This window comes from Aestuariivirga sp., assembly GCF_044239095.1.
Taxonomy (GTDB): domain Bacteria; phylum Pseudomonadota; class Alphaproteobacteria; order Rhizobiales; family Aestuariivirgaceae; genus Aestuariivirga.
Genome location: NZ_JBIICB010000023.1, coordinates 1 through 26,654, shown reverse-complemented (window position 1 = coordinate 26,654; position 26,654 = coordinate 1). Strand labels below are relative to the sequence as shown.

At 59.0% G+C, this 26,654-nt stretch carries 23 protein-coding genes and 3 pseudogenes; 10 read left to right on the top strand and 16 right to left on the bottom strand.

All coding sequences use genetic code 11. The annotated features are described in order from the left end of the window. A partial coding sequence (locus ACILRA_RS03935) for a Tex-like N-terminal domain-containing protein (RefSeq protein ID WP_395660785.1) occupies window positions 1-253 on the bottom strand: 253 nt, incomplete at its 3' end. A 1,216-nt stretch (window positions 254-1,469) separates the two neighbouring features. Then, entirely contained in the window at window positions 1,470-2,135 is a 666-nt protein-coding gene (locus ACILRA_RS03930; protein ID WP_395660784.1) for a Crp/Fnr family transcriptional regulator, read from the bottom strand. A 624-nt stretch (window positions 2,136-2,759) separates the two neighbouring features. On the opposite strand from ACILRA_RS03930, the gene ACILRA_RS03925 reads away from it, so the two are divergent. Continuing rightward, complete coding sequence (locus tag ACILRA_RS03925) at window positions 2,760-3,929, top strand: IS4 family transposase (protein WP_395660783.1); 1,170 nt, start codon at window positions 2,760-2,762, stop codon at window positions 3,927-3,929. Window positions 3,930-4,287: 358 nt separating this feature from the next. Here the strand turns inward: ACILRA_RS03925 and ACILRA_RS03920 are convergent, their stop codons facing one another. The 8 genes and pseudogenes from ACILRA_RS03920 to ACILRA_RS03885 form a co-directional block, all read right to left on the bottom strand. Further along, on the bottom strand, window positions 4,288-5,025 hold the full coding sequence (locus ACILRA_RS03920) for a glycoside hydrolase family 25 protein (protein WP_395660782.1): 738 nt from the start codon (window positions 5,023-5,025) through the stop codon (window positions 4,288-4,290). A gap of 538 nt (window positions 5,026-5,563) precedes the next feature. After that, complete coding sequence (locus tag ACILRA_RS03915) at window positions 5,564-6,115, bottom strand: hypothetical protein (RefSeq protein WP_395660781.1); 552 nt, start codon at window positions 6,113-6,115, stop codon at window positions 5,564-5,566. Between the two features lie 356 nt (window positions 6,116-6,471). Further along, a pseudogene (locus tag ACILRA_RS03910) lies at window positions 6,472-6,582 on the bottom strand (IS481 family transposase); the annotation flags it as partial. A 135-nt stretch (window positions 6,583-6,717) separates the two neighbouring features. Further along, a complete protein-coding gene (locus ACILRA_RS03905; protein ID WP_395660780.1) occupies window positions 6,718-7,470 on the bottom strand; it encodes a sulfite exporter TauE/SafE family protein in 753 nt (250 codons plus the stop codon). 490 nt (window positions 7,471-7,960) lie between these two features. After that, window positions 7,961-9,961 (bottom strand): FAD-dependent oxidoreductase, encoded by a 2,001-nt coding sequence (locus ACILRA_RS03900; RefSeq protein ID WP_395660779.1) that lies wholly within the window; start codon window positions 9,959-9,961, stop codon window positions 7,961-7,963. Between the two features lie 6 nt (window positions 9,962-9,967). Beyond that, complete coding sequence (gene choX, locus ACILRA_RS03895) at window positions 9,968-10,894, bottom strand: choline ABC transporter substrate-binding protein (protein ID WP_395660786.1); 927 nt, start codon at window positions 10,892-10,894, stop codon at window positions 9,968-9,970. 85 nt (window positions 10,895-10,979) lie between these two features. Further along, window positions 10,980-12,731, bottom strand: a complete 1,752-nt coding sequence (locus tag ACILRA_RS03890) for a choline dehydrogenase (protein WP_395660778.1) — start codon at window positions 12,729-12,731, stop codon at window positions 10,980-10,982. Then, entirely contained in the window at window positions 12,728-13,084 is a 357-nt protein-coding gene (locus ACILRA_RS03885) for a cupin domain-containing protein (protein ID WP_395660777.1), read from the bottom strand. The genes ACILRA_RS03890 and ACILRA_RS03885 overlap by 4 nt, the downstream gene beginning before the upstream one ends. 102 nt (window positions 13,085-13,186) lie before the next feature. On the opposite strand from ACILRA_RS03885, the gene ACILRA_RS03880 reads away from it, so the two are divergent. Beyond that, window positions 13,187-14,137 carry a LysR family transcriptional regulator gene (locus tag ACILRA_RS03880; protein WP_395660776.1) on the top strand — a complete coding sequence of 317 codons (951 nt, stop codon included), beginning with the start codon at window positions 13,187-13,189 and terminating at the stop codon, window positions 14,135-14,137. A 375-nt stretch (window positions 14,138-14,512) separates the two neighbouring features. Here the strand turns inward: ACILRA_RS03880 and ACILRA_RS03875 are convergent, their stop codons facing one another. Next, window positions 14,513-14,680 (bottom strand): hypothetical protein, encoded by a 168-nt coding sequence (locus ACILRA_RS03875; RefSeq protein ID WP_395660775.1) that lies wholly within the window; start codon window positions 14,678-14,680, stop codon window positions 14,513-14,515. Window positions 14,681-14,763: 83 nt separating this feature from the next. Between ACILRA_RS03875 and ACILRA_RS03870 the strand changes: the two genes are divergently transcribed. Next, window positions 14,764-15,309 carry a hypothetical protein gene (locus ACILRA_RS03870; RefSeq protein WP_395660774.1) on the top strand — a complete coding sequence of 182 codons (546 nt, stop codon included), beginning with the start codon at window positions 14,764-14,766 and terminating at the stop codon, window positions 15,307-15,309. Between the two features lie 167 nt (window positions 15,310-15,476). On the opposite strand, the gene ACILRA_RS03865 is transcribed toward ACILRA_RS03870, so the two are convergent. Continuing rightward, entirely contained in the window at window positions 15,477-16,403 is a 927-nt protein-coding gene (locus ACILRA_RS03865) for a LysR family transcriptional regulator (RefSeq protein ID WP_395660773.1), read from the bottom strand. A gap of 122 nt (window positions 16,404-16,525) precedes the next feature. Here ACILRA_RS03865 and ACILRA_RS03860 point away from each other — a divergent pair, with 122 nt between their 5' ends. Genes ACILRA_RS03860 through ACILRA_RS03835 form a run of 6 tightly spaced genes read left to right on the top strand, consistent with a single transcriptional unit; the run spans window position 16,526 to window position 21,001 of the window. Continuing rightward, entirely contained in the window at window positions 16,526-17,515 is a 990-nt protein-coding gene (locus tag ACILRA_RS03860) for an ABC transporter substrate-binding protein (protein ID WP_395660772.1), read from the top strand. A gap of 4 nt (window positions 17,516-17,519) precedes the next feature. Continuing rightward, window positions 17,520-18,302 (top strand): ABC transporter permease, encoded by a 783-nt coding sequence (locus tag ACILRA_RS03855; RefSeq protein ID WP_395660771.1) that lies wholly within the window; start codon window positions 17,520-17,522, stop codon window positions 18,300-18,302. Between the two features lie 12 nt (window positions 18,303-18,314). Further along, complete coding sequence (locus ACILRA_RS03850) at window positions 18,315-19,088, top strand: ABC transporter ATP-binding protein (protein ID WP_395660770.1); 774 nt, start codon at window positions 18,315-18,317, stop codon at window positions 19,086-19,088. Next, the gene (locus ACILRA_RS03845) at window positions 19,085-19,840 is read left to right on the top strand and encodes an SDR family NAD(P)-dependent oxidoreductase (protein ID WP_395660769.1); all 756 of its coding nucleotides are present in this window, start codon (window positions 19,085-19,087) and stop codon (window positions 19,838-19,840) included. Before ACILRA_RS03850 ends, ACILRA_RS03845 begins: the two co-directional genes overlap by 4 nt. Beyond that, a complete protein-coding gene (locus tag ACILRA_RS03840) occupies window positions 19,834-20,541 on the top strand; it encodes an SDR family NAD(P)-dependent oxidoreductase (protein ID WP_395660768.1) in 708 nt (235 codons plus the stop codon). The genes ACILRA_RS03845 and ACILRA_RS03840 overlap by 7 nt, the downstream gene beginning before the upstream one ends. Further along, entirely contained in the window at window positions 20,519-21,001 is a 483-nt protein-coding gene (locus ACILRA_RS03835; RefSeq protein WP_395660767.1) for a GMC oxidoreductase, read from the top strand. The genes ACILRA_RS03840 and ACILRA_RS03835 overlap by 23 nt, the downstream gene beginning before the upstream one ends. A 344-nt stretch (window positions 21,002-21,345) precedes the next feature. Here ACILRA_RS03835 and ACILRA_RS03830 read toward each other — a convergent pair whose 3' ends face one another. From ACILRA_RS03830 to ACILRA_RS03820, 3 genes and pseudogenes are all read right to left on the bottom strand, one after another. Then, window positions 21,346-22,515 (bottom strand): amidohydrolase, encoded by a 1,170-nt coding sequence (locus tag ACILRA_RS03830; protein ID WP_395660766.1) that lies wholly within the window; start codon window positions 22,513-22,515, stop codon window positions 21,346-21,348. An 85-nt stretch (window positions 22,516-22,600) separates the two neighbouring features. Further along, window positions 22,601-23,956, bottom strand: a complete 1,356-nt coding sequence (locus tag ACILRA_RS03825) for an NAD(P)/FAD-dependent oxidoreductase (protein WP_395660765.1) — start codon at window positions 23,954-23,956, stop codon at window positions 22,601-22,603. A 921-nt stretch (window positions 23,957-24,877) separates the two neighbouring features. Beyond that, window positions 24,878-26,112: pseudogene (locus ACILRA_RS03820) on the bottom strand (ISL3 family transposase). On the opposite strand from ACILRA_RS03820, the gene ACILRA_RS03815 reads away from it, so the two are divergent. Beyond that, a complete protein-coding gene (locus ACILRA_RS03815) occupies window positions 26,006-26,500 on the top strand; it encodes a cupin domain-containing protein (protein ID WP_395660764.1) in 495 nt (164 codons plus the stop codon). The pseudogene ACILRA_RS03820 and the gene ACILRA_RS03815 sit on opposite strands and share 107 nt — an antisense overlap. A gap of 22 nt (window positions 26,501-26,522) precedes the next feature. Here the strand turns inward: ACILRA_RS03815 and ACILRA_RS03810 are convergent. Continuing rightward, window positions 26,523-26,654, bottom strand: a pseudogene (locus tag ACILRA_RS03810) (IS630 family transposase); the annotation flags it as partial.

Genomic DNA, 26,654 nt, shown 5'->3' with positions numbered 1-26,654 from the left:
TCGACTCCACGATTGCCTTGCGGCGCTCCTCAAGCTCCCGGAGATAAACCAGCCGTTCGGAAAGCTTGCGCAGCTGCGTGTCATCGAGACCGCCGGTCGCTTCCTTGCGGTAGCGCGCTATGAAGGGGACCGTTGCACCCTCATCAAGAAGTCCCACGGCGGCTGCAACCTGCCGGGTCTGTGCGCCGATCTCAGCGCCAATAGCTTCGAAGATTCGTACAGAGGTATCCAAGATCGGTATCCGTTTCTTCATTCATGATTCTATCCCGATTGCTTCCCTGCCGGGTCCCTCCTCAAGGGTCAAGGCGCGAAGATTTCTGTGGATGATTCGGGGGCCATTGGTGAATGGGCGGAGCATACCGCACTTTTCCACACGACATTTTCACGCACGGATCCGCAATGCTGCTCTCTCCTGCGACCATCATGTTCCGGCGCTTATAGGCGCGAGGTTCAACTCTATACTGCCCGGCCAGCATCACATCGCGAACGGTCTGAATGGACAGAAATTCTCTTGTTAACTGGAAGCCTCCTGAACAGATGATGCCTTTCGAGCGTCTGAACGACCTCGCGCATGGCGTCCACCCCATCATGAGGGAGAGCCCGCGTGCCCGCCGTCATGGTCGAAGCAGAGGTAATCGCTGAAATGCGCCGCCTCATTGCCCCGCCACATGTTGCCGCACGGGCGGTCCACCCAAGCTCGACCTCGACATCTATCCCTATCTGCCCCGCGCCAATGCGGCCACAACCTCGCCTGCCAGCTATATGAGCCTGATGACGGAGGGCCAGTCATAAGCGAGGGCCCGAAGATCCTCCTGGCTCATCAGCTCAAGCTGCTGAAGCTTTCCACCTTTCTCCGGGAATACGAGGAGCTCGCCTGGCTATGTGCCCCCGAGGGCCTCGACCACGTCCAATTTCTCGCACGCCTCTTCGAACTCGCATTGATCGACCGGGAGCGCCGCATAAAGGCCGTCAGCTTCCCAACCGTTCCTTCCGTGCATGCTCTACCTCCGTCTAGACGATCAGTAACGCAGCAGACCGTCTCAAGAGACCGTGACCCGGCCCATGTACTGGTTCGCCTCCCTCCGGATAAGCCCGCATCAACAAGATGTGCGATGCTTCACGCAGGGGATCGAGTGTGACGAGGCTCTTCGCGAGCGTAATGCGAGGCCAGCTACTTTCAAGTGGCATGAACTTGATGATCGTCTCCTGCAGCATTTCAGCCAGCCTTGCGTGGTCGTCGTCATGATCCTCCACAAGAGGAAGGCCAGCCGCTCCCCGGTTGTGCTTTGCGCCAGCTCCAGGATTGCGAGCAGCACTCAGTCTTTGCGCGCTGCGAGATCGACAGCCCTTCCGCCAACCCCAGTGGCCGAAAACTGGCCGAGCAACTTCGGTCTGAGCCGCTCCATAAAGCGTTCTCCCGTTACTGAACGCGACTTGGAGAGACTGTCAGGGCCGTGCCTTGATGCGGGTCAAATCCGCCCGCTCTCCTGCCCGGCAGCCTGCGCAAGCCGGTTGAGGTCCGGCACCATGATGAGCCGGTTGGTGTTGAGGCGGATGACGTTCGAGGTCTTGAGGCGGGTGAGCTGGCGGCTCACCGTCTCGATGGTGAGGCTCAGGTAATCCGCGATGTCGGAGCGCGTCAGCGGCAGTTCGAAGGCGGCGGCACCGGGTGTTCCTTTGTGGACGCCGGCCGTCAGCAGGCTGCGGCGCGCCTGCATGTAGAGGAAGCTCGCGACCTTCTCCTCCGCCTTCTTGCGGCCCAGGAGCAGCATCCAGTCGCGCGCCGCATCAAGTTCGTCCAGCGTGTGCTGGAACAGGCGCCTCTGCAGGCCGGGATACTCACCCACCAGCCGTTCGAAGGCGACACTGGGAAAAGTGCAGATCTCGACATCGGTTGCGGCTTCGGCGGAATAGGGATTGTTCTTCGAATAGGCACGGCCGAGGAAGTCCGGCGCAAAAAGAAGGCCCACGATCTGCTGCCGCCCGTCGGGCAATGTCTTGGTCAGCTTGATGGCGCCCGAGATGACGTTTGCAAAGAAATCGACGGGCTCTTCATCCGAGATGATGGGCTGCCCGGCTCTGATCTTCTTGCGATGCGCGATCTGTTCGAGTTTCTTGACCTGGACGTCGTCCATGGCTCCGCATACGGCCTGGTGCCGCACCGGGCAGTGGTCACACCCCTGCAGAACATCCGGAAGGGAGCAGGCAAGCGAACCGTGCATGGTGTCAATCTAGCTCGTATCTTTCAATCTCGATTACACTCACCGGCCCGGAAACGCGCGCCCCCAGCTTTGAACGCAGTGAGGGATTCAGTCAGTTTCATCGGATATCGATTGCTGTCGCTCGCAATTGGTAGGCGGAGCTGAGATTTTCCGAAATCCACGGAATCTACTCAGACGCATGATCGCCTGTGTGGAGTGGCGTCCCCGGCAAGTGCTGGCGCCGGCGCACCACGCTCAAGATATTGATCGGTGTGGAATGAGAAAGATCAAGCGACTTCCACCTGATGATCTACCAATCAAGATTTGGTGCAAATTTGCTGCGATTGCAAGGTCGGGCAGTGGTAAGCAGCATTAGCGGTATGCCATGACCGCACTGTTTATTCATTGCTGGCCGACAGTAGTGTCCGGTTTAATTCACGGTCAATCGCGAAGAAGCCAATAACGACGGGGAATCTGGCGATTTTCGGGGTGTCCACGATTTGAAATTCGTTCCGCTCTTTTGCGATGCTCTTGGGCTTGTAAAGCCCGAGGGGACCCATGAACGTTGGCAAGACGCTGTTCGCCCAGATCATGGAGTACGTTCCATGGAAAACGTTTGGACGGATCATCGATCGTCATGGCGGCGATATTGGTGTGCGCACGCTGAGTTGCGCCGACTTGTTCCGCGTCATGGCATTTGCGCAACTGACCTGGCGGGAATCCTTGCGCGACATCGAGGTCTGCCTGACAGCCAACCAGGCAAAGCTCTTTCACATGGGAACGAAGGGCGCTCCCGCACGATCGACCTTGGCCGACGCCCTGAACCTTCGGGATTGGCGGATCTATCACGGACTGGCGATGCGCTTGATTCATCGCGCCAGAGGTCTGTATGCCAAGGACGCGTTGAACATCGAGCTCGACGCAACCGTTTATGCCCTCGATGCCACCACGATCGACCTCTGCCTGAGCCTGTTCGACTGGGCTCCCTTTCGTACGACCAGAGCAGCCGTCAAGATGCATGCGCTGCTGGACCTCCGCGGCTCGATTCCTGCGTTTATTCACGTCAGCGACGGAAAAATGCACGAGGTCAATGTACTCGACATGCTACCCGTCGAGGCTGGAGCCTTCTACGTCATGGACCGTGGCTATCTGGACTTTGCCCGGCTCTACAGCATGCACCAGGCGGGCGCGTTCTTTGTCACGCGCACCAAGCGTGGAATGGACGCGCGCCGGATATATTCCGCGCCTGCACAACGGGATGCTGGCATCATCTGCGATCAGAGCATCGCCATGAACGGATTCTACATTGCCAAGGACTATCCCGAGCTCCTGCGTCTCATACGCTTCAAGGATCCCGAAACCGGCAAGACGTTGGTCTTCCTGACTAACAACACAATGCTCCCGGCACTGACGATCGCCGCCTTGTACAAGAACCGCTGGCAAGTCGAGCTGTTCTTCAAGTGGATCAAACAGCATCTCAGAATCAAGCGGTTCCTTGGTACGAGCGAGAATGCGGTCAAGACGCAAATCTGGTGTGCCGTGTCGACCTACGTGCTGATTGCCATCGTCAAGAAGGAGCTGCAACTCGAGGCCTCGCTCTACACATTGCTACAGATCCTGTCGGTGTCGGTGTTCGAGAAAACGCCCATTTTATCGGCCTTCCGGCCCGACGATCAGGGAATGGCGCAACCCGCCAACGACAAGCAATTGAATTTATTCGGCTTTTAACCGGACACTAGTGGCTGGCCGAGATTATTGATTTGCACCAAGAATTGACCCGGGAATTCCATTGATAGGCGACTCGAGCTTATGTTTTGTGCGGCGTCATTGGCCGCAGGTCGAGGCCAAGTCCGAAAGTAGCTGTAAGTTCGCTTTGGCCCGATTGAAGATGACATGACTACAGTGCCATTGTCACAACGTTGCTGACAACGTCAGTTTCGCTCTGCTCCACAAGCCACTCCTTGACCTCATCCATGTTGATATAGAAGCGCCCGCCCAAGTTTCGTTGAACTCGAGCGGGCCTGAGCGATGGACATCCTTAGACTAAAGCAGCGATGTAATGGCATGGTCCAGCGCTCTTCCTCCGTCAAGGAGACGGAGAATGACTAGGCAGCAGCTTTTTGAGGTCGTCCTTGGAGCCGTTGAAGTAGCTCGCATCCAGGGGGTCCTGCAAGCCCGGCACTGCAAAGTCGTTGGTATGCTGCCAAAACGTCCATGCTTTCCATCCGTCTGGTACGAGAGGTGCTTCGACATCGTACTGGGCGATCCACAGCGGGTAGCGTGGAAAGTGCTGCTTCATCACATGGTCCCAGAATGTCGGCCCTGTGTAGATGACCGGTCTTGCGCCGTAATGAGCTTCGAGGCGAGAGAGGAAGATCTTGAAGTTCTTGTGCACGTCTCCCGAGACAGGTCCCTTTACCCTTTCGATGTCGACTATCGGAGGCAGATCGCCTGGAACCAGTTGTACATTGCTGATGAACCAGTCGGCCTGCTGCTCGGGATCGTCATCGGTTTCGAAGAAATGATAGGCTCCTCTGACAAAACCGAACTGACTGAGCTGGCTGAAGCGGCTGGTAAAGTCAGGATCCAAGTAATCTAGACCATCGGTGGCCTTCAAGATCACAAAGGAAATGTTGGCTGCCTGCAGGACCTGCCAGTCCTCGATGTCGTTGTGATGTGAGACGTCGATACCGAGGACCTTGTCGGCTGCCCAGCCAACGCTGATCTCAAAAAGTACCACTGCCCCAATCATTCCGTGGAGCAGGATGCGTAACATGCCACGGGGATCACAAAAAACAGCAAATGCACTTCGAAAGATCTTCATCTGGAGCCCTGCTTAAGTTTGCCCGTCGATAAGTTGTCCCGCATCTGTTGGTCAAGGACTTACTGACGGCCTCTACCAACCGGCGGCTTCGGTTCTGTCGCCGGAGAAAGTTCAGGAATGACATTCCATTTTGCCTTGAATGATCCCAGCTGGGCCAGCTTTGTCTCCAGTTCCGCGCGCAAGGATGAGCAGGTCATGTCCTTCGAAATCCGGCATGGCGAGGGGGATTTCGCGTCCCCGCGGCTCGAGGTGCGGAACCCGCGAGTCGGACTGCTCTCAAACAGGCGAAAGCCAGCACCACTCGCGAACTGTCCCTGGCCTGGCAAATCGACCGCTTTCCCCATGTGACATTCGACAGCCCCATCTTGGCGGGAACCAGCCGAACCCAATTGCGCTCACCGTCAACCAGCCCATGTGGATATGAGCAGATGACCTTCTTTCTTGCCCGGCAAATACCAACTGTTCCGGTTCCGAAACTCACGCTGAGGCTTGGTATATGATCGGGCGAAATACCCGGTTTCTAGCCTCAACGGGTGGGTCATTCCAGAATGCACTCCGTCAACACGCGAACGCGATCATACTTTCCCAGCTTGATGCTGCCGCCTTTTATGGTGAAATGCAGGTCTCCAGAGACGAATGCGGCGTTCACCAGCATCAGTCGGGCCATTCCCTCACTATCACTGGTAATGCGCTTCCTGTCTCTCGGCGCCGTCACAAGGGGAGGCGCTGCCAGATACGGCGTGGCATTGGCTGCCTCCGGTCCGTTGTCGAATGCCACCAAGCTGTTTGCACCGTCCTGGTGGAAGAGCTTATTCTGCTCTTTCATTTCATTGCATGAGTTCCAGGCTGCAGGCAACTTGGCTGTTGGAAAAGCCTCGAACACACGGTTGTCCTGTTTGTGGAGGGCGGCCACGACTGTTGCCAGCCTGTCAACATCGATAAGCATAATGGTTTTGTGACCGCCCGCCTCCACCACGACCGCCTGAGATGCAACCACTTCAATGATTGCCGGTTCACCATAATCAGCCAACTGGGCTCCAAACGCAGGCGATACACCAGCTAGCAAGGCCGCCGCGGCCAACTGTTTCATTTCTTCTCTCCCCCATGCTTTGTGTTCTGTGAGCGGCCTCGTTACGCCTACGGAGATGGTTCAGACAAGGGGCGGCATCCCATCGTTGCGAATGGCTAGAAGTCCACTCATCCCCATGGCCTTGACCAGAACGTTGATTGAGCGGGTACCGCTCCAGTACAAAGAAGCATGCGTTCGTGCTCGTCCTTCTTGGCCTGAGCCTCCCTCGCGCTCTGTTGCGCTGTCCGCTGCGCTGGCAAAACTGCCCGGTACTCAGCGATGGAAGAATAGCCCGCATCCGATGCCTCACGGCCTCCGTAACACCCGGTTCCAATCCGTTCTTTCCGTGCATGCTGGATCTCCGTCTAGATTTTTGGTCACGGCATTTGATGGAGCGGACTGCACCTGAAGCGATCAGTTTCATTTGCCCACTGTTTGCAGCTGAACTCGAACGGCGTGAGCCCCTTGAGGGTCTTAAGCTTGGAGCCATTGCGGTCTGGCAGCAGATCTTGATCCCGCGCTCATGTGGGAGACCGTCGACGCCGCGAGAGGGACGCAGTATTGGCGCCGCAGCCGCAACAAAGATTCGCTAGCTGCCATGGGATAACGCCTCATCGCAATTGTCAGCCCGGACCCACCAAACGCCAGAAGAAGACAGCGCTCATCCCGAAGCCCACCGTTGCAATCACCCCCCTAACGGCCGGTTTCGGCAGAGCGCGTGCCAGGGAGGCACCGGCATAGCCGCCGGCGGTCGCGGCCAGCATCATCACGATGGCTTGAGGCCATGCAACCAGTCCCGCCGCGGCGAACACCGCCACTGAGATAGCCGACAACAGAAAGCTCAACCCCGATTTCAGCGCGTTCATGCGGTCAAGGTCGACCATCCCCCACAGCGAGAACAGTGCCAGCAGAATGATCCCAAGACCGCCGTTGAAGTAGCCGCCATAAAGCGCCACGGCAAACAGACCTAGTGCGCCCTCAGGCGATACATCCCGCGCCCTAGCAGCGGCCCATTGTCGAACCTGGTCCCCGAACATAAACGCCAGGGTGGCACCCAGCAAAAGGAAAGGGACCACAAAGGAAAAGGCTTCGTTTGAAGACACCAGCAGCAGGCCCGAGCCGACCAGCCCGCCCATCAGGGTGATGCCGGCCAGCCGCAAAAGTCTTCCGCGGTCAAATCCGGCCAACTCTTGCCGAAACCCGAGCGCGCCACCCATGTAGCCTGGAAAGACGGCAACCGTGCTCGTGGCGCTGGCCGTCACAGGTGGCATGCCGGTGAAGACAAGCGCCGGGAAGGTCAGGAAAGTTCCTCCGCCCGCAACCGAATTCAGCACGCCCGCGCCAAATGCGGCGGTAATCAGTACCAGAAATTCCATTAGGACAGCCTTTCCTGCATGTCCGTGTACAGGGTCATGCTCAAGCCATTGATCTTTAGCGAGTTCACTCTGACTAAGTGAGTCAACCCGGTCGGAACGCGCGCTAGCGCCTGTACCGTGGCATGGATATGAGACAGCTCACTGCGCCAGTTATGCCGTCAATTTGAACTCCTTAGCGGCGTCGGATGCAAGGGTATTTCATCTATCACCGCTTTCGAGAGTCAACCTCGGCTCCAGCAAGGGTGTGGCTGTCCTGACAGCCGTCGGAGCCGCCGGCGCCAAGCTGCATGATCTGCCGCCCTACAGCCCCAACTTCAACCCGAACAAACATGCCGTCTCGCAACCCAAGTCTCACCTGCGCAAAGTCGTTCAAATAACATAGGAAGGACTAAAGAAGACGAATGGAGCTCTGCTTCCCTTCGTCACGTCCCAGCACGTGGCAAACTACTCCATAGCCGCCGGGCATGAGTCATGTTGAACAAAATCCGCTTTAGAAGTTCAGAGCCAATCGATGGGCCGCATACACTGCGTGAGCTATCAACCCAGGAGCCACACAATCGCCAACAGAATCAACAGACAGAATGCCGGCGTCGTTGAGCTTGTCAGGATCCGAACGCAGTTGCTTTGCCAAGCCATCTATCGGCACTCTATCAGCGACGACAACAGTGTGATCGATCTCAACAACAAGGGGATCCGCTCCAAGGGTCGATACAAGAGTCGCTTGGCCATTCTCTACTGCCGATAACTCCCGGCTTGAGAACATCACGACACCGAGTTCCGTGAGACGGCTTAATGCACGGTTCTGCTCCAGAGTGAGGGCAAGAAAGCCCGAGTGAACGAGTGCAGGAGTAGAAAAGATCACCGTGGCGCCGGAACGCTGTAATCTCTCTGCAACCAGCCCACCCATATAGCCACCTTCTGTATCGTGCACCAACACACGGCCCTGTGGAACGTGACCGTCCATGATGTCATCTGGGGTAAGTAACGCATGCAGCGTGATGGCCCTAGAGATTCCATCACGCTGCAAGCTCGCCGATCGCCACTTTGAACCAGTCGCAATAATGATGCGCGCCGCACCTGAGCCAAGTACGTCGTCAGCATTCATCTGGCTCGCCGGATACAGATCCACATTTGGCAACTTGCGCAACTGACCGAGGCGATAGTCCCGAACCCGTGCCCACGCCGCAATACCCGGAAGACCTGCCTCACGAGAAACCCGGCCGCCGAAGGTATCGCGAGCCTCCGCTAAGATAACGTGATGGCCTCTTCGGGCCAAGGTGAGCGCGCACTCAAGCCCAGCAGGTCCACCACCAACAATCAACACCCTGTCATCAGATTGACGGGCCGGAACTGTCTCTGGGTGCCACCCGGCACGCCCCTCCTCCATCATCGTTGGATTCTGCGTACAACGAATCGGCACGAAACTGTTCTCACACGCCAGACAAACGTTACAGCCAATGCACTCGCGAATATCCTCCACCCGCCCTTCGGCAATCTTCCGCGGCATGAACGGATCAGCGATTGAAGGGCGCGCAGCTCCTATGAAATCCAGTATGCCTCGCTTAATCTGGCTCACCATCAGATCAGGCGACGTGAAACGCCCCACACCTACAACTGGCTTTCCTGTGATGCGCTTCACCGAACTGACGAATGGCTCCTGATACCCTTCCTCCGCGAAACGCGATGTTTGGCTGTCGTTAGACCAATCAGAAAGATTGACGTCCCACAGATCCGGAAGATCCTTGAGTAACTCAATGGTGTCGGCGCCCTCACCATCATGGGTTAGACCGTCGGGACCAAGAAACTCCTCGATCGCAAAACGAAGCGCTACAGCGCATCGATCTCCCACTGCCTCTTTGGTATCCTCAAGGAGTTCGCGCAACAATCGCGCGCGATTCTCAAGACTCCCGCCATATTCGTCGCCCCGGTCATTGAAACGACGGGAGAGAAAGTGAGATGCAATCGACAAATTATGACTGGCATAGACATAGACGATATCAAAGCCTGCTGCCTTTGCACGCAGAGCCGCAGCCCTGTGATCGTGACGCAAGGTTCGAATGTCCCATCTGTCCATAGCTCGCGCCTGTACGGGCTCCGTCGACTCTATCAACAGACGCGATGACGGCCCAAGACTGGTGCGGCGGGTCGTGCGGTTCGCCGAGTACAGACCCAGATGTGCGAGCTCGGCTCCTGCAAGTGCCCCGTGCTTGTGCACCAAGTCGACCATGCCAGCCTGACGCGAAATGTCCCGATCGTGGCCAAGATGGAGCGCCGGATAGGGTGAGATATCGGCATCATCCGAGATCTCAATGTTCTCTGTGCAGACCACACCCCAACCGCCCATGGCCTTCATCTCACGCATGGCGGCTACATCGGTTGGGGCGCGATCGGCGACACCGGTACAGTGTGGCACCTGATAGAACCGGTTCGGCGCCGTGACAGGCCCTATCCGAACCGGTTCAAACAGAACCTTGTAGCGTGGATCGATCACGCAAAGTCATTTCGCCAGAGCAGCAGACACTGCCGCTGAAGCATCACCACCGTCGATGGTCGTTACACCTTGTAACCACGGCTTGATTGCATCCTGGTTGGCCTTCAGCCAGGCAAGGGCGCTCGCTTTGGGATCTTCTCCATCCTTCAGCACGGGTTCCATCATGGCACTTTCCATTGCCAAATCAAATTTGAGATTGCTGAGAAGCCGTCCTGCATTCGGACAGTCCTTGGTATATCCGGCACGAGACAGGGTGTATACACTTGCTGATCCGAAGCCAGACTCGCCCATGCCATCAAGGTAGTGAATCTTCATACCGGCCATGATGGGGTGCGGCGTCCATGCAAGGAATATAATCCACTCGTTCTTTGCAATGGCTTTCTCGGCCTCGGTAAGCATTCCTGCTTCAGAGCTTTCAATCAACTCGAACCCAGACAGATTGTTTTTAGGCTCTGCAATCATTTCACTGATGATGCGGTTACCTTCATCGCCGGGGTCGATTCCATAGATCTTGCCTTTGAACTTGTCCTTGTGAGCGCCGAGATCCGCAAGGCTCTTCACCCCTGCATCAGCAACATACTGCGGGACAACAAGGCCATATCCGGCACCATCGAGATTAAGTCCGACGGTATCAATCGACTTCTCGGCATTATAGGGCGCCATCTCCAAAGTCATGCTGGGCATCCAGTTACCAAGAAAAACATCAATGTCGTTGTTCTTCATCGATGCCAAGGCAACGGGCACAGAAATGGTCGTGACTTCAGTGTTATAGCCGAGCGCCTCAAGAACAATAGTAGCTGAGGAGGTCGTGACCTGAATGTCCGTCCAGCCTACATCCGCAAAGCGGACTGTCTTGCAGCTGTCACTGTCGGCATAGGCACTACCCGAACACAGCATGAGCGCAGAGGCAATAACGAAAGCTTGCTTCATCATAAGATAAACCTTTCCCAATTGGTGTTTCCGTTTCATTTTGTCCGTCTTCTTCTGTTGTTGAACCATCACGCCAAGCCTCCAACCCTCAGGATGTTCCTGCCAGGCTCGTGATACCGCTGGCATTGGCCAACAGCGCGGCCTTCAACTCGGTGCGATTGTTCGAGTAATCGCGGCTGATCGCCGGCCCCCGCTGCCGGGTGGCCCAGTGCGGGTCGGCAAGAAGTGCAGCGCCGTCGGCCTCGGCCAGATGGCGCCCGCGGATGAGATCCGCCATGCGCTCGGCAAGCACCAGGGTGGGTGCGTTGAGATCACCCGCCGTCGCTTGCGGCATCAGCGAGGCGTCCACCACGCGCAGGCCATCGACGCCGCGAACGCGGCCGTTGGGAGTGGTGACGGCACCATCGTCGGTGCCCATCCGGCAAGTGCCACAGGGATGGTAAGCACTTTCCACCTTGCGCTTGAGGAAGGAATCGAGAGCAGCATCGTCCTGAGCCTCAGCGCCTGGCGCCAATTCCATGCCGCGATAGGGTGCGAAGGGGGTTTGCGCAAAGATCTCGCGCGTCAGCCGCATGCAGGCGCGGAACTCCAGCCAGTCATCAGGGTGCGACATGTAATTGAAGCGCACGCGCGGCAGGCTCTCGGGCGTGGCATCACGCAACCGCACCCAGCCGCGGCTTTTCGAGCGCTTGGTGCCCACATGCACCTGGAAGCCATGGCCCGAGGCAAGGCTCAGCCCGTCATAAGAAATGGCGAGTGGCAGGAAGTGATACTGGATGTCAGGATAGACGATCCCCGCACGGCTGCGGATATGCCCACCGCTCTCGAAGTGATTGGTCGCGCCAAGGCCCTTGCGGGTGGCCAGCCATTCCATGCCGATTTTCGCCTTGCCCCAAAGGCTCTGGGTGGAAAACAGCGTCACCGGCTTGGTGCATTCCATCTGGATGTAAAGCTCCAGATGATCCATCAAGTTCTCGCCCACGCCCGGCGATTCATGCACCACCGGGAGTCCGTGCTGCTTCAACTCTGCTGCAGGCCCGATGCCGGAACGCTTGAGGATCATCGGCGACATGATCGATCCAGCAGACAGAATAACCTCGCGCGTCGCCTTCGCCTGACGCGCTTCATTATTCACCTTCCAGGCAATGCCAGTGGCACGGCGGCCCTCGAACAGCACACGGTCCACCAGCGCACCGGTAACTACATGCACATTGCCACGCGCCATCGCTGGGCGGAGATAGGCGCGTGCTGCACTCATGCGCAGACCATCGCCAATGTTCATTTCCATGGGGCCGAACCCCTCGTGCTGCGCCTCATTCATATTGCGGCTGCGGGCATAGCCCGCCGCGACGCCTGCCTCCACGAAGACGTTGTAGAGAGGGTTACGTTGCAGACCGCGATTGACGCGTACTGGCCCCGACGTCCCGCGAAGCGGACCGCCGCCCTCGACGTTCTCCAGCCGCTGGAAGTAGGGCAGAACGTTGGACCAGCGCCAACCCTCCGCACCGAGCGCTTCCCACAACTCGTAATCCATCGGGCTACCACGAACCCAGCACATACCGTTGATGGAGGAGGATCCACCCAGCCCCTTGCCCCGTGGCAGGTTTACCTCACGCCCGTCAAGGCCGGGTTCGGGCTCCGTCCGCATGCCCCAGTTGAAACGCTTGGTGTTCATCGGGATTGACAGTGCCGCCGGCATGTCGACGACGACCGCCCGTTCGGACCCACCCGCTTCCAGCACAAGGATCCGCAGTGATGGATCCTCGCCCAGCCGGTTGGCCAGCACACATCCCGCGGAACCCGCCCCGGCGATGATGTAGTCGTAGCTCTCGCCTGTCATCCAACGATCACGTAATACTTCAGCATCGGCCCTGGCTGGTGCCAGGTACCCTTGAAGCCCTTCGGTAGCAGAAAGGCGTCCCCCTTGCGATAGGTGTCGCTCACGCCGTCATCGCTCGTCAGCGTGACCTCGCCCTCGAGAACCACCATGAACTCGTCGACGGGATAATCGTCATAACGCTCGGTGTAGGCACCGCAGCGCCAGATACCGGACCGCAGGCCGGGCTTGCTGAAATAGGCATGGTCAAGGCCGATTGGCATGCCTTTCAGCAATTCGGCGTGTTCCAGCGGCTGATCGGGCAAACCGCCCCAGCCATCGGGGCCGGAGGGCGAAAAGCGGATCGGATCGGGCATTCTGAACCCCACTCTTTAACCAGAAGACTGGGCTACGGGCGCGAGCCGAACTTGGCAAGTGACAATGGGTACTGTAGAGTAACTTTAAGTTACGGATGTCGCATGAGAAAGAACCTTCCCCTTACAGCGCTACGGTCCTTTGAAGCGGTCGCGCGGCTGAAAAGCATTTCCTCTGCCGCTGATGAACTCAAAGTCACTCGTCCAGCCGTTTCAAAACAGGTATCCCTGCTAGAAGCGTCACTTGAGATTTCGCTGCTCGTGCGCGCCGGAAATGCCATAAGCCTCACACCTTCAGGCAAGGAACTCTTCGATGGGCTCCAACGGGCCTTTGACATCATGGCTTCGACAGTAGAAGGGGTATCAGCCGGAAGCAGGCAAGGTAATCGGCTGCGCATCCTCGTTTGCCGGGACTTCGCTTCTAGCTGGCTGGCAGCTCACGTCGGCGCGTTCCTTGTCGAGAACGCGGGCGTCGCCCTGGAAATCACTTCGGAGAACAACGGAGACCTTCGGCTCGACGAGAATTTTGACTTTAGAATCTTCTACGGTATGCCAGGTCAATTCGCCAGCTCCGGACTGATTGAAACACAACTATGCAAGTGGGTTGATATTCCGGTCTGCACGCCATCCTTCGCGCATCAGTATTTCGATGGCACCCGCAAGCCATGCGAAGCACCCTTTCTGATCGACGCCAACTACGACATATGGGACGAATGGTGTAGCTATTCTGGATTTGATCCCGGAGGCCTCCGGAAGCATACGACGGTCTTCAATGAAACAACGCTTTGTCTCTCAGTCGCAACGACAGGAGGGGGACTCACATTGGGCGACAGTTTCTTGACGCTGCCAGCCATTATCTCCGGTGACTTGATATCGCCATTTCCATTTGGCTTGGTGAGTTCTCAGAGCTACTCTATTTACACACATGCCTCGGACCGGCCCTCAAGAGTTGCGCGCAGGTTTGAGGCCTGGCTAAAGGGCGCGATTCATTCCTATGAAGCCAACGTCATACGCGCACTTGAGGTAAGGGATATCAAAGTTATCGCAAGAGACTAGCAGCGCCGGAAGAAACTGGCCTTCCATGCCCCTTGTGCCTACCGCAAATCGGATCTGACTCGCAAAAGGGCCGATATCTGGCGATGTCTTGTGACATGCTCCAGATTCTCAGATTGGTACGGGGCACGTTTGCAGATTTCGACGGTGATCGGCTCGTACCGGGGCACCGATATGGGACAGCGCACTGCAATGATTATGCCGCAAATTTGAACGCCGTAGCGGCTTCAGATGCAAAGGCCTTCTGTTCGGCCCTGAACTGATAGGCCGTTTTGTGCCCATGGCGCTCCCACAGCCACGAGGTGTCATCGAGATCGGCGAGCCCCTCGCGAAGTGCCTCTATGATTGGTAAGTACCGGACCCAGAGCAGTTGCTCCTTCAGCGTACTGATGACCCTCTCCGCGCCACCCTCTGCCGGATCGGCTTGAGGACCTCCCAGCGGCTGGCGTTAGAAGAGACATCGGTTCCAATCAACTCGCCTGAACGATGGTCGACGGTGATGACGATATAGTCGCGGCCCTCATCAGTCGAGATCGTCTGAGTCATGTCCGTTCCCCAAATCTGGTTCACACTGCCGGTAATGATCGTGCCTTCATGCGGATATTCCTCCCCGTCCACCGGCCGGTGCGGTGCAAGCTGCTGCTCTCCCGCATGATCCACCGCGCCCTGCGCGCCGGCGTGCGAACGCTGTCTGCCCGCAGTCGGGCCCAGACCTTGCGATAGCCTTCCCCGTTGAACGGCGACGCTTCGTTGGCCGCCTCGATCTCCGCAACAACGGCATCTCCACACTGGTACGGGAACTGAGCGAGAGCACGCGCGTATTCATTGCGCTGACCCAGCGGCGGCGGAATGGCCGTGCACGCATCGTGCCGCCGGAGCCGGGAACACATTTCCGGTCCCGCAGTCAGGATCCCCGCATCCTCAAGTCACTCGGGCGCGCCTGGGCGTGGCAACGGCGGCTCGCGGGCGGTCAGGTTGCCACGATCCATGACCTTGCGAAAGCCGAAGGCTTCACCGACCGTTTCGTCAACCGCATGGTGCGGCTGGCCTACTTCTCACCCGAGGTGCTCGAGCGCCTAGTGGTTAGGTGGGAGCCTTCGGCAATTTCTGTAGCGGAAATGATCGGCGCGACCCACCTGCCGTGGGCGAGGCAGTCTGAGCGGGTCAGCAAGTAGCACTTCTTCCGGGGTCCAAGAATGGGCGGAAAAACGCTCCAGTACGGGTACTGCGGGTTTTAATCCTAACGGGATTATCCGAGATTCGAAGTGTAGATGCGGATACGAACCTGCCTATTTGCGACGGATGGCGGCCCTGCCCATTATCAGAGAAGACGGCTGAGTACTTAGTCCGCCGTGCCTGGCAGACCGCCCTTGACTTTGGCCCGCCAGGCAAGGCTCGCGAGAAATGCGCGGATCAGCGGTCGTTCGGCATCGCTCGCGCGGTAGGCCACGTTGTGGGTCGACGTAAAGCGGTAGGTGTGCGGCTTAATCGCACGCAGTTGGCCTTCACGCACCCAGGGTTCGGCAAAGTGATCCGGCAGGAAGCCGATGAACTTGCCGGATAGGATCAGCATGAACTGGGCTTCCATGTCTACGGTGGAAGCGCCGGCACGCGGATGCCCGACGCGGTAGAGATCGTCGAACTGGCGATAACCGCGCACCGAGAAGCGCGCCGCGTCGATTGCAGCCTGCTCAATCATCGCATCGGGCTGGGCGAATAGCGGATGGCCCTTCCCGCAATAGAGGAAGTGGGGTTCATCGAAATAAGGCTGATAGACAACGCCAGGCGCCTTCTGGGTAAGGGGCCCGATGACGATGTCGCGGTCCCCATCGGAGATGCGCTGCTCGAGCTCGGAGGGCGTGCCGAGGAACAGGTCGATGAACACGTCGATGCCGGGCTGCATCAGCCGCGCGATCACCTTGTGGATGCCGAGTTGCGGGCTCGTGTGGATGCCATCAGGCATGCCGATCTTCAGGCGCCCTGTGATTCCGCCGCTCGCAGCATCGACCCGCGCCTGGAAGTCGTCGATGTCGCCGAACAGCTTGCGCGCAGCAGCATAGGTTGCCTGCCCGAGGTCGGTGAGCCGGAAGCGGCTGCGCCCCCTAAGGCAGAGCTGCCCACCGATGCGCTTCTCGAGTTCCGCCAGATGGGTGCTGAGCGTCGACTGTGACAGGTTGAGGGTGATCCGGGCCTCAGAAAAGCCCCCCGCGTCGGCCAGAACCACGAAGACGCGGAGCAGCCGCAGATCGATGTTGTCGAGCCGGCGCATCGGCACCCTCCTTGCTGGCGACAGGCCAACATTGACGTTTCTCGAAAGAAGGTTCCAAAAATCTTGATGGACGTCAATGTAAGAGTTCCCGACTATTGCGTCAGGGAAACAGGGAAACCGCCATGAAGACGCTCAAAACCGCCGTGTCATTACTCGCCTTAGTAGCAATTGCCTCACCCGCCCACGCCGCTGAGACGATCCGCATGCTCGCACCCACATGGCTGGGCTTTGCGCCGGTCCACGTCGCCAACGACCTCGGCTGCTTTGCAAAGGAAGGGCTCGAGGTCGACTACAAGTTCGAGGACGACCGCTCCAACGTGATGGCCGCCTATGCCCGTGGCGACATTGAGGTCGACATGCGCACAGTCGGCGAGCATCAGGGCCGCCCGCGCGACGCGGAGACACCGGGCGTCATCATCGGGGTGATCGACGAGTCGGTTGGCGGGGACGGCGTGATCGCCGACGGCAGCATCGCATCTGTCGCTGATCTCAAGGGCAAGTCCGTGGCGGCCGAGCCCAACATCCCCGCACGCCTTCTGCTGCAGATGGAACTGAAGAAGGCCGGCCTCAGCTTCAGCGATCTCCAGCTCAAGGATATCGCGACGGCCGACACTGCCGCCGTTTTCGCCGACGACTCAATCTCCGCGGTTGCGACCTACGAGCCGTTCATGTCGCAGGCGGTGAAGAACTCGTCCCGCCAGGGAGCCAAGGTGCTGCTATCGTCAAAGGACTTCCCCGGAATCATCATTGACGTGATCACCGCCCGCAAGGACGACCTCGCGGCGAATCCGAAGAAGTACCAGAGCTTCCTGAAGTGCGTTTACAGCGCCATCGACTTCAGTAAGGCCGAGCCGCAGAAATACGCCGAGCTCGCGGCACCGCATTTCGGCCTCACCCCGGCGGAGGTGACGGAGATTCTCACCACCAGCCTCGCCTATATTCCACTCGCGGACGCCAAGGCCTATCTCGGCAAACCCGGCGAGCGCGGCAAGTTGCATGATGCCTTCGACACGGTCATGCAGCTGAACCTCGAGAACGGGGCGGCCGACACCAAGCTGGACTCGAACCAGCAAATCGACAACAGCGTGATCAACGCCCTCGGGGCCAACTAAGCCCATGGCCGCGGGCCTCTTCACGTTCCGCGGCAAGAGCAGCGCGCGCACCGATATCATACTGGGATTCGCGGCGGCCGCCGCCGTGATCCTGGCTTGGGAGGCGGTGGCGCGCGCCGGCCTCATCCAGCCGCAATTCCTGCCTGCACCCAGCCGGGTGGTCAGCGCGATGTGGACGATGGCCACGAGCCAGAACCTGCTGTGGCACGCCCTTGTCTCCACGATTCGTGTCTGGTTCGCGTTTATTCTGGCAGCCGCGATGGCGATCCCCATCGGCATCCTGATGAGCAGCTACCGGATCGTCGGCGCCCCGCTGGAACCGATCATCGACTTCATCCGCTACCTGCCTGTCCCCGCCCTCATCCCGCTGTCGATCATCTGGTTCGGCGTGGGCGAGGAGACCAAGATCTTCCTCCTCTGGCTCGGCACCTTCTTCCAACTGGTTCTGCTGGTGGCGGATGACACGCGGCGCGTTCCTCATGAATATGTAGAGATCGCCTTCACGCTGGGAGCCAAACCCCGCCAGGTGCTGACCGACGTCGCCTTCCGGGCGATGGGGCCGACGCTGGTTGACAACCTGCGCATCACCTTGGGCTGGTGCTGGACCTACCTTGTGCTGGCCGAAATCGTGGCGGCGGATTCAGGCCTCGGTTTCGTCATCTGGTCGGCCCGGCGCTTTGTGAAAACGCCCGAGGTCATGGCGGGCGTGGTGGTGATCGGCCTGATCGGCCTCCTCACGGACCAACTGCTCCGGGCGCTTCACCGCCGCATGTTCAAGTATCTCTGAGGGCGGCAGACCATGGATTCCGCCCATATCAGCTTCGAGAACGTCACCAAGAATTTCGGCGCGGTACCCGTGGTATCGGACACCAGGCTTTCTATCGCGCGCAATTCCTTCGTCGTGTTTCTCGGCCCGTCAGGCTGCGGCAAGACCACGCTGATGCGCATGGTGGGTGGTCTCGACAGTCCCAGCTCCGGCACCATCCGGCTGGACGGCGAGGTCATCACCGAACCCGACCGGCGGCGCGGCATGGTGTTCCAGTCCTATTCCTCCTTCCCGTGGCTCACGGTGGAAGGGAACATCAATTTCGGCATGCGCTACCGCAATGACCTGACGGCCGAGGAGCGTGCGGCCCGCGTTACCCATTACCTGCGCCTCATCGGTATGGAGGACTTCCGCACCTCCTATCCCAACCGAATTTCCGGCGGCATGCGCCAGCGCGTGGCGATCGCGCGGACGCTGGCCGCGGGCTCCGAGGTGCTGCTGATGGACGAACCCTTCGGCGCGCTCGATGCGCTGACGCGGGAGAGACTTCAGGTGGAGCTTCGCCAGATCCAGCGCGAGGAACAGAAGACCGTCATCTTCGTCACCCATGATGTCGAGGAGGCAGTGTTCCTGGCTGACCGCATCATCCTGTTCTCAGCAAGGCCGGCACGTATCCGGAAGGACATCGACGTCGCCGCGGTGCTGGGTCCCGACCGGCTGTTGGGGGCGCGCGAGGGCGAGGCCTTCTTCCGCCTGCGCAACGAGGTGCTGCACATGATACGCAACGAGACCGGAGACAAGCGATGAGTAGTGGACTTGCCGGTAAGCAGGTGGTGATCACCGGCGCCAGCCGCGGCATCGGCATCGGCGTGGCGAAGGGATTTGCCGCCGCCGGGGCGCACCTGACGCTGATCGCCGATGACAAGGGGACGCCTGCCACCGCCGCGGCGATCGGCGCGCGCGGCTTGGTGGCCGACATCACCGATCCCGCCGCCATCGACGCGGCGATGGCGGGCCTCGATCACATCGATGTGCTGGTAAACAATGCCGGCCTCGAACGGCTGACGCCCGTGGGCGAAGGCGGCGACGAGGTCGAGGCCGTGTTCCGCCGGATCATCGATATCAACGTCATCGGCACGCAACTGGTGACGCGGCGTGCGTTGCGGAAGATGACGCCCGGCGGCGCCATCGTGAACACCGCCTCGATCTGGGGACGCGTGGCTGAGCCGCTGTTCGGCGCTTACGTCGCCTCCAAGCATGCCGTCATCGGGCTCACCAAGACCTGGGCCAAGGAGCTCGGACCTCGTGGCATCCGCGTCAACGCCATCTGCCCCGGATGGGTGCGGACCGAAGCGTCCATGCTGTCACTGAAGCTGATGGCGGAACGGCGCAGCGAGAGCGAGGACCATCTGCTGGCGGCGATCACAGGCGGGCAAGCGCTGCCGGGCCTGATGGAGCCGGAGGACATGGCATCCACCTATCTCTTCCTCGCCTCAGATGCCGCCTCCAACATCACCGGCCAGTCCCTTGGGGTTGATCGCGGAGAAGTGCCATGGTGACGACGCTGTCCGGCAAACGTGTTCTGGTGACGGGAGCTGCCAATGGCATCGGCCGCGCCACGGCCAATGCCTTTGCGGCAGAGGGAGCACATGTGATCGGTCTCGACATCCAGCCCGGTTCTGGCCCCATTCCCATAATCCGCTGCGACCTCACGCGCGAGGAGGAGATCGTGGCCGGGGTCGCGAAGGCCATGGCGGAGATGGGCGGGCTCGACGTGCTGGTGAACAATGCTGGCATCATGAGGGAAGCCCCGCTGTCAGAGGTGACGGTGGCACACATCGACCAGCATTATGCGGTGAACCTCCGCGCAGCCATATTGGTGACGCGCGAGGCCCTTCCCCACCTCAAGGACGGCAGCCGGATCGTCAACATCGCTTCCGAGCTCGCCTATCTTGGGCGCGCCAATGCCTCGGTCTACTGCGCGACGAAGGCAGCCATTCTCGGCCTCACGCGTTCCTGGGCACGGGAATTCGCGCCGCGCATTCTCGTCAATGCCGTGGCGCCGGGGCCGACGGACACGCAGCTCCTCGGTTTCGAGAGCATGAACGACGAGCAGAAGAAGCTCGAAACGGCGCATCCCCTGGGCCGCATCGGCCGGCCGGAGGAAGTTGCGGCCGCCGTGCTGTTCCTCGCCGGACCGGGCGCCACCTTCTTCACCGGCCAGTGCCTGGGCGCCAATGGCGGCGCGGCGATGGCCTGACGCAAGAGTTGACCATTCACGGGACGTTCCAGCTCATCGATGGAGCACAGGTGAGGTCCGCGCATCCGGCGACCCGCCGCAGATTCTTAACAGCGATCTGAAAGCAGAGGCCGACAAGGAGGCCAACCGCGCCGCGTTCCACCTCGCGCGCGAGCTGAGCAGGCTGACCTCCTTCGAGCCCCATCGCGGCGCTGAAACCGATCCAAGCCCCACCCATGCAAGCGATACCGACATCGACACCGCCATGGCGGAGTTCGTGTCATCGCACTATCACCCCATCAGCACCTGCAAGATGGGGGTGGACGATCAAGCGGTGGTCGACCCGCAGCTGAAGGTCCATGGTCTGAAGGACCTGCGCGTCGTCGATGTCTCAATCATGCCGCTGCTGGTTGGCGCCAACACCAATGCGCCGACGATCATGATCGTGAAGAAGGCGGCAGCCCTTATCAAGTCCCACTGACATCGGTGTTTCTGCATAGTCCTGCGCACCGCAGAACTACGCTCCAGCACTCGTACCGCGAGTTCTAATCCTACCGAGGGAAAGAGAACCATTGCAAACCGGCAGGGCTATGCAGGAGCTTTAAGAGCCTGTTCCAAAATGATATTTCCTGACCGTGCTGATATCGGGGAGGTACGGTCGGAATGAGACTGTGGGGCTTCTGAGACCGGATTTTGGCTTTGGCGCAGTCTCAGAAATACGGTCGCCTTTTCCAAACCCTTTTGAAAGCTAATGGAATTTCAACGCTCGACAGGGCTGTGTTGGGGTTAGCGATAGGAAAATGGCGATCAAAACGACGGGGCGGATCAGTTTCCCATCCCTAACTGGCGCTCTGCCACTCGGGCAAGGATCGAAGCCCCAACCGGCAGGATAGCCTCGTCCAAAACGAAGCCCGAGTTATGGAGCGGGACCGCGCCGCCGTGACCTAACCACCCATAAGCGCCTGGCACCTCGCGTAACATGTCGGCGAAATCTTCCGAGCCGCCAGAGAGCCGCTCGTCGTCACGCACGCCGTCTTCTCCCACGATCTCGGCCGCGGCCGCCATCAGCGCATCAGCAGCTTTTCCATTGTTGACAAGAACATCGAAAATTTCACGGAATTGAACGTCAATGTTGATGCCCTGTGCCATCTCGAAGCCCTCGCAGATTTCGCGCACGCGGGACTGCGCCAGTTCCCGAACTTTGTCCGAGAAGAAGCGCAGCGTGCCACCAAAGCGCGCAATGTCGGGGATCACGTTATAGGCCGAGCCGGCCTCGATTTTTGTGACGGAGAGTACGCACGGCTCGTCGGGGGCGATGTTGCGGCTCACCACAGACTGGAGATGCTGCACGAGTGCGGCTGCCGCGAAGATCACGTCCTTCGACTGGTCTGGCATGGCCGCGTGGCTGCCCTTGCCCGCCAAAGTGATGTCGAAGAACGACGCACCCGCCATCATTGGCCCCTTGCGCAGGCTGAAGCGCCCACGCTGACCGCTCGGCTTGTTATGCAGGCCATAGATCTCGTCACACCCGAAGCGCCTGAAGAGCCCTTCAGCGATCATCTTCCGCGCGCCGCCAAGCCCCTCCTCGGCTGGCTGGAAGATCAGCACAACGCTGCCCCGGAAGTTCCGTGTGGCGGCAAGATAGCGCGCGGCGCCGAGCAGCATGGTGGTGTGGCCATCATGCCCACACGCATGCATCACGCCCGGATTTGCTGAGGCATGGGTGAGGCCGGTTGTTTCGGTGATGGGGAGCGCGTCCATGTCGGCCCTGAGGCCTATCCGGCGGTTATGCCCGTCCTTGCCGTGAATGACACCGACAACGCCAGTTCCACCGATTCCGGTCTCCACCTCGTCCACTCCGAAGGAACGGAGTTGCTCCGCCACAATTCTTGAAGTGCGATGCTCTACAAAGCCAAGTTCAGGGTGCGCATGAAGATCGCGGAAGGTTGAGATGAGCGCATCGGCATGCGCTTCGATTTCTGCGAGAACTGGCACATCTTTCTCCCAACGGTGAAGCACCCAGCCCCTCATTAGAGCATGATCCGCAAAAGTGGAGACCACTTTTCGATAAAATCATGCTCTAATGCAGCTTGAGCCTTGGACGGATGACTTGGTTCACGTGGCCGATTGCAATGAGCGCCAGCCCACGAAACCAACCATGTATTGCAACGAGATGCATGCGGTACAACGAGATGTAGACTATACGTGCGAGGCGTCCTTCAATGGCCATGCGACCACCGATCAGGTTACCCATCAGGCTTCCGACGGTCGAATAGCGCGATAGTGAAACGAGCGATCCCTTGTCCTGGTACACAAAGGGCGTCAGTTCACGCTTTCCGGCAACGAGTGCTTTGATATTGGTGAAGGCTGTGGCAGCCATTTGGTGTGCGGCCTGAGCTCGCGGGGGGATCGGTTTGGTCTCGCCCGGGGCGACAAAGAAGGCGCAATCACCGATCGCCAGGATGCGCTCGTCGCGGCTGGTCTGGAGCGTGGGGCTGACCACCAACTGATTTGACCGGGTCGTTTCAAGGCCACCAATATCCTTCAAGACATCAGGACCACGCACGCCCGCCGCCCAGATCTTGAGATCAGCAGGAATGATGCCCGCGTCAGTAACCACCTCCCCAGCACGCACCTCAATCACCTTGGTGTTCACGGCAACGTGCACGCCGAGGTTCTCGAGTTCGCTTTTGGCGGCTTCGGCGAGTTTCTCCGGCAGAGCAGGCAGAATGCGAGGTCCCGCCTCGACGAGCGTGACCCGCAACCGGCTTTCGTCAAACACTTCAAGCCCATAGTGCTTGAGGGCGGCCGCCGCATTAAAGAGTTCTGCTGCGAGCTCGACGCCGGTTGCGCCGCCACCCACGATCGCAATCTCGACTTTTGCAGCAGCGCTTTCAGCGCGCGAAACACGCAAGCAATGATCGAGCAGCTTTTGTCGGAACCGGTCCGCCTGCCGGCGGCTGTCGAGAAACATACAATGCTGGCGAACCCCAGGCGTTCCAAAATCGTTGGAGACCGCGCCGATGGCAAGCACAAGCCAGTCGTAACGGATACGGTGACGTCCGATGAGTTCCGATCCATCGTCATCAAGAATGGGTGCAATCACGACCTGGCGCGACTCACGGTCGATGGACTCCAGATTGCCGAGAAAGAAGCGATAACCCCACCGATGACCGTGACCGCGATAGCCGACTTCGTCAAGGTTCGCATCGAGAGATCCTGCTGCGACTTCGTGCAGCAGCGGCTTCCAAATATGAGTGTGGTTGCGCTCAACCAGGATAATGTCGAAATCCTCGCGCCCATAATGGGCACCGAGCTTACGCACGAGTTCGAGACCTCCTGCGCCGCCCCCGACCACCACGATCTGCGTCTTGAGCTTCCTGGGTGCAGGCGTTCCGGAAGCATAGACCCCAACCGCCTTCGTCGTGTCCAGCATTCCGCGCTCCTGTCTCCGGTAAAGCAAAGTGGCTCGCGGCTGTCTATCGAGGCGAAGAGCCCATTAGATGAGAGCTCGACTCTTCGGACCACATGCCCGGACCGTACACCTGAATGACCGGTTACCACAGGATTCACAGGGCTTGCCACTGAAACGTTCACGTCCCTCCCGATGATTACCTAAGGTTAAACCCGGGGAAGGAGATACTGAAAGTGGAGACGATGGCAAGGTCTCTGGCCTCATTCGATCAACTGCTGGGCGGCAACGCCAACTGCCCTCGGCTGAGACCTGTGAGAAACTGGCGGAGAACCGGCACCCGATACAGCTTTCTCTGCCATCCACACGTTCTGCAGCTATCAACACCTTTAGATGTACGATCTGGCCGGAGTGATCTACGCAGGCTGTCGTCGTCAGGAATTTCAAAGTGATGTTCTAGATCTACCCCGGCCCACGATGCCGGTTTCTTAATCGACCAACGGATCCGCTGACAGTTCATGTCCGTAAAGGACCGAAGCGGAGGGTACTCATCATGTCTGAACCAAACATCTCACAAGCCTTGTTAGCATGGGAAAACCTGCTTTCAGGCAGCGGCTTTGGTGATTCATCAAAGACGGCCGCCCGGGAAAGGGGTTGGATAGATCAACATGGCCTTCCAACCGAGGACGGGCGGCGCGTCATAGAAGCACTATCCGGACAGAAGGACCAAAGAAGTGTCTTTCGCAACTTGTTCTCGGAAGGCTGAGCAGGCCGTCAACCGCCACTGACTAAGCGAGGGTTGCGCGGACAACTTCAAACAACCCTTTCTCTTGAGTGTATTCAGATTGATCGGGCTTCACCGGTCATGATTGGGCGGCGTCTCCATCACGTCACGGTCATGTCCGGCAACCTCAACAAATCTCGCTCTTTTGAAAAACGAGTGAGTTACGCTGCGTGACCATTGATCTTCGGGAAGTCGAGTTTCCCGGCGATGAGGAACAGCACGGTCCGCATGGTGCTGAACCGCTTGTACCCCCTGGCCTTGCGCTTGGCGGCCTGAAATAGCCCGTTCAAGGCCTCGAGAAAGCCGTTGGTCTGGCGTGTCTGCGTCCAGGCAACAATGCCGTCGAAATGACTTTTGATCATCCGCGCAACCTCCTTCATGGGCTCGACCTTGGAACGCAGCACGTTGCTGCACCATTGCGAGAGCATCGCCGAGACGACGTTGATCTGTTTACGCTCAAGGATGTCGCGGAGGCTTTCACGGTACAGCCATGCCCGGGCCGTGCGCTTGGTGACAGCACTGACGATGAGTGCGTCAAGGTCGGCTCTGTCGGCGCCGGACAGCCTGCTGCGGTCCTTCAGCAGCGACCAGCGCAGGCCCTTGAGGTCAGGATCTGTTCGCGCCTCGATCCGCCGCATCCGGTCGATAGCCGCGGAGGCGTGGGCAACGACATGGAACTTGCCGAATGTGATCCGGGCATTGGGCAGGTGTGCGATGACGCCCTTGATGAAGGCCGGAGACATGTCGATGCTCACCGAACTGATCTGAACCAGCGTCGCACTGTGAGAGGTGAGGTACTGGGCGAAGCGCTTGATTTTCCTGGCATCCTTGCCCTCGGTGACGAACAGGACCTTCAGCTCGATGGGGTCGGCTGCGACGGTGATATAATTGTGCCCGCGGCGGCAGGACGTCTCATCGATGGCTACGGAGGTGACCCCCGGGAGATCAGCATCCGCCAGTGCGAGATCGACATAGCACGAGCAGACCGCATGGACGCGGTGCCACGTCACGCCGGTCAGCCTGGAGACGGCAGCGAATGTCATCTGCTGCGCCATCAACAGGATCAGAGCTTCGAACAGCAGGGTGAAGCCCGCGAGCTTGCCGAACCAGTCCGGCTCTACAAGGACAACGCCGCCATCCGGCAGCTTCACTCGCGGCGTCCTGACTTCCAGGAAGCATTCATGCTGGAAGAAGTTGAGGTGCTGCAGCCGCTTGATTACCGTATCGTGAACCGGCAGGAGGGCGTCCGACCCGGCGACCGGGAAGCGCGCGCACCCGCAGAGAAGTCGATGCCAATCGTCAGCTTTCTCCTCTCGGCATCGGATTTCACACCCTTTACATACCAGGCCGAGGCGATACCGATGGCCGCTTCAAGCAGTTGGTTCGGACCGCTTATGATATCTCCCTGCTACATCCGTATGCAACCCAGCATCGCAAGACCGCGTCCGGCCCTCAAGGAGCGTCTGGCCCTAATGGACGTTGCACGCCGCTGCGCGGTGGCCTCCGGCCATTTTTGGCCGCCGGCTACCGCCTCGCCGTTCAGGCCCCAAGGTCGGGACGGAGGGATGGTCTGCCTGGTCGAACAATGGGATGATTGCTATGCTACCCCCAAGGTCATCCACTCAACTCTCAAAAGAGGCTTCATAGAACTCACCATCGATGAAAATGTCAGTCTCTTGAAGCCCGGCTCGTTCTACTTTTTCAATTCTTCACTGCCTCTCAGCTATAGAAACATCGGTACAGACACCGCAAAGATACTCTGGGTGAATGTCACACAGGAATAGAAGTAATTAGAGCGGAATCCGATCAGCCTGCATTGTATCCTGCTGCGGCGAAGTCGTTTCGGCACTCGGTTGGTTTGAAGGCAGTAAGGAGTTCGCCGATAGACGACCATAACCCTTCGACGGTTCGCTTTGCTGCTTTGCGCAGGAGTGCCTT